2 protein-coding genes and 1 pseudogene are annotated in these 3,716 nt (G+C 71.9%); all 3 read left to right on the top strand.

Annotated elements, in window-relative coordinates:
* Window positions 1-90: 90 nt before the first annotated feature.
* Window positions 91-1,422, top strand: a complete 1,332-nt coding sequence (locus AC08OP_RS22435) for a glycosyltransferase family 4 protein (RefSeq protein WP_476615987.1) — start codon at window positions 91-93, stop codon at window positions 1,420-1,422.
* Window positions 1,419-3,278, top strand: a complete 1,860-nt coding sequence (locus AC08OP_RS22430; RefSeq protein WP_476615986.1) for an FkbM family methyltransferase — start codon at window positions 1,419-1,421, stop codon at window positions 3,276-3,278. Before AC08OP_RS22435 ends, AC08OP_RS22430 begins: the two co-directional genes overlap by 4 nt.
* 5 nt (window positions 3,279-3,283) lie before the next feature.
* Window positions 3,284-3,716, top strand: a pseudogene (locus tag AC08OP_RS22425) (glycosyltransferase); the annotation flags it as partial.

Raw genomic sequence — 3,716 nt, 5'->3', positions numbered from 1 at the left:
CGGTACGACATCGCCCACGTTTAGTCACGCACAGCATACAATGCATTACTCATGGTGAAGGATGTAAAGGGCGACTGGAGGTCGAGGTCGGTGGTCCCCTCTCCTGCCCGGTCGCGCGTCCTGCTGGTGACGCACTACTTCCCCCCGGAGACCGGAGCTCCCCAGTCCCGGTTGTCGGAGACGGCACGCGCGTGGGCGGCGAACGGGCTCGACGTCACCGTACTCACCGGCATGCCGAACCACCCGACGGGCAAGATCCCTACCGCCTATCGCGGCGCCTGGCTGCGGACCGAGCGGGTCGACGGGTACCGCGTCGTGCGCACCTGGCTCTATGCCACTCCCAACGAGGGGATCACCCGCAAGACCCTCGGCCATCTGTCGTTCATGGTCACCAGCGTCCTGCTCGGCGGCCGGCCCGCCGGCCCGGCCGACGTGGTGGTGGTGTCCTCGCCGACCTTCTTTCCCCTCGGCTCGGCCTGGCTGCTCGCCAGGCTGCGAGGCGCCCGGCTGGTCGTGGAGGTCCGCGACCTGTGGCCGGCCATCTTCGAGCACCTCGGCGTCCTCACCGACCGGCGGGTCCTCGGCATTCTCGAACGCCTCGAACTCGCCGCCTACCGGGCCGCCGACGCCGTTGTCACGGTGACGGAGGGGTTCCGGGAAGACATCGTGCGGCGAGGCATCGCGCCGCACAAGGTGCACGTGATTCCCAACGGCGTGGACCTCCGCCGGTTCCACCCGACGACCGTGGCCTCGGCCGACATCCGGGCCCGGCTGAGCGCCACCGACGGCGACACCCTCGTGCTCTACCTCGGCGCCCACGGCATCTCGCACGGGCTGACCTCGATCGCCGACGCGGCCGCCCGGGTGACCGGCCGGCCGATCCGGTTCGCCTTCGTCGGTGAGGGGGCCGAGAAACGCAGGCTCGTCGGGCACGTCGAGCGCCTGGGACTGGCCAACACGGTGCTGCGCGACGGGGTTGCCCGCGAGGAGGTGCCCGCCGTCGTCGCGGCCGCCGACATCTGCGTCGTCCCGCTGCGGGACGTGCCGATGTTCGACACGTTCATCCCGTCGAAGATGTTCGAGTTCCTCGCCGCGGGCCGCCCGGTGATCGGGGCGGTCCGCGGCGAGGCAGCCCGGATCCTCCTTGCCGCCGGGCAGATGGTCGTGCCCCCCGAGGACCCGGCCGCGCTGGCGGAGGCGATCCTGGCCCTGGCGGCGGACCCGGACCGCCGGGAGCGGATGGCCCGCAGCGGGCGGGCCCACGTCGAGGCCCACTACGATCGCGACGACCTGGCCCGCCGGTACCAGACGCTACTGTTCGGCAACGCACCGTTCCCGGCGCCGCCCCCACCGACGACCCTTTCCCCACCGGTACCGGTGCAGGTACCTGCACCGGTACCTGCACCGGACGTGGTCGCATGAGGTTCCTCGTCACCGGTGGCACCGGTTTCCTCGGAAGCCGGGTGGTCGACCGGGCGCTCGCGGACGGACACCGGGTCGTCGGGCTGGCGCGCAGCGACGCGGCGGCGACAAAGCTGCGCCGACGCGGCGCGGGGACTGTGCGCGGTGACCTCGACGATCCGGCGACGCTGCTCCCGGCATTCCGCGAGGCGAACTGCGAGGCGCTGGTCAACATCGCCTCACTCGGGTTCGGCCATGCGGAGACGATCGTGACCGCCGCCCGTGCGGCCGGCATTCACCGGGCCGTCTTCCTTTCCACCACCGGGATCTTCACTACGCTCGATCCACCCTCGAAGCGGATCCGGGTAGCGGCCGAGGGGACCATCGCGGCGAGCGGGCTGGACTGGACGATCATCCGGCCGACGATGATCTACGGGGGTCCCGACGACCGGAACATGGCCCGGCTGCTGGCGCTGCTCCGGCGCGTTCCGGTGCTGCCGGTCCCCGGCGGGGGGCATCATCTGCAGCAGCCGGTGCACGTCGAGGACCTGGCCCGCACCGTGCTGCGCGCAGCGACGACCGCGGCGGCGATCGGACGCGCCTATGACGTCGCCGGGCCGGAGGCATTGACGTTCCGGCAGGTCGTGACCACGGCCGGCGCCACCGTCGGCCGACGGGTGATCTGCGTGCCCGTGCCGGTCCGCCCCGTCATCGCCGTGACCCGCGCCTACGAACGGCGGGTGTCCTCGCCAAGGTTGAAGGCCGAACAGATCGCCCGGCTCACCGAGGACAAGGCCTTCTCGATCGACGCGGCCCGCCGCGACCTGGACCATCGTCCGCGGCCATTCGCGGCCGGCATCGCGGCGCAGGCCGCCTCATCACCCGATCGGGTGACCCCCAGCCGCTCTCCCGACCGAACGGAGACCCGGATGTTCCAGATCGACCAGGCCACCCAACTGTTCCAGGACCTCCAACGGATCGCCAGGGTGGCTGGTCCCCCGACGGCGCTGCGCTTTGGTGCCGCCGTGGCCCGGCATGCTCCGACCATCCGCCGGGCGGGCAACCTGAATGCCGCTGACCGGGCAATGGCCGCCGGCGGCCACACCTACCGGCCGCTGCCCGGGGTGACGGTCATGTTGCCCGGCACCGCGTTCGGCGGCGCGCGCGAGATGTACTGCCGCGGCGTCTACCACGCCCTCCCCGGGTACGCGCCGGCGGCCGGCGAGGTCGTCGTCGACCTCGGCGCGAACCAGGGCCTGTTCTCGGTGCTCGCGGCGCGAGCGGGCGCCGAGGTGATTGCCGTCGAGGCGCAGCGCGGGTTCGCCCCCGCCTTCGTCAACCATGCCGCCGGCAACGGTGTATCGAGCCACATCCAACTGCTCCACGCCCTGGTCGGTCCGACCGCCGGCGTGTTCGCCGATCCGCGGGCCCGCCGGAACGCGACGCACTGGGACGGAGACGTCGACGTCCTCACCATGGCAGAGGTGTTCGATGCCGGCGGGGTCGACCAGGTCGACCTCGTCAAGCTGGACATCGAAGGCTCCGAGTTCGCCCTGTTCGACGAGCCCGGATGGCTGGACGCGGTTGGTCGGATCGTGATGGAGGTGCACACCGGGTTCGGCGATCCCCGCACGCTCGACGACCTGCTGGTCCGGCACGGCTTCGAGGTCACTCTGCTCGGTAACGACCTGGTGCCGACTGCCCATCTGGGCGACGCGGCGTCGGGCTACCTCTACGCCCGCCGGACCCGATCGACGACCCGGGCCATCCGCAGGCCCGCAGAGCCCGACGGTCGCCCGGTGCCGGTATCCGGCAGCCGCCCGTCATCCGAGCCCGGTTTCGTCGACGACCCCGCACCGCGGGGTGTCTCGGCGTGAGGCCGATGTCCAGCACCCGCCCGACCCTGGTCGACTGTGCCGGTGCCCGGATGGGCGGGGCGTTGCGGTTCCTGACCGAACTGGACGGTTACCTGAGCCTTCGGCCAGGCCTGCAGGTCCACCTGGTCGGCCGAGATCGCCGGATCGGACCGGGCTGGCTCGCCCGCCGGGAGCGGCCTGGGCGGTACGCGCGCGCGATCGCCCTCAACAACGTCGGCTTCCTCGCGACCCGCGGCGAACGATGGGTCCTGCTGCGCAACGTGCTGCACTTCCTGCCGGCGGAGGAGGCCCGACGGCTACCCGGCGGCCTGCCCGACGGCGTGGCCCGGACAGCACGTCTCGTGCGGCTGTTCGCCCGTCGTGCGGACGTGGTCGTCGTACCGACGACCACAATGGCGGACCGGGTTCTCACCATGCTTCCGAGCTTGTCCGCCAGGC

This window comes from Frankia sp. CeRuru1 (assembly GCF_977966315.1).
The sequence above is the reverse complement of the archived record's forward strand: the minus strand, read 5'-3'. Positions and strand labels throughout refer to the sequence as shown.

What these genes read in the sequence shown, in the direction of transcription:
- AC08OP_RS22430 (WP_476615986.1), top strand. Translation starts at nt 1,419, where the DNA reads ATGAGGTTCCTCGTCACCGGTGGCACCGGTTTCCTCGGAAGCCGGGTG.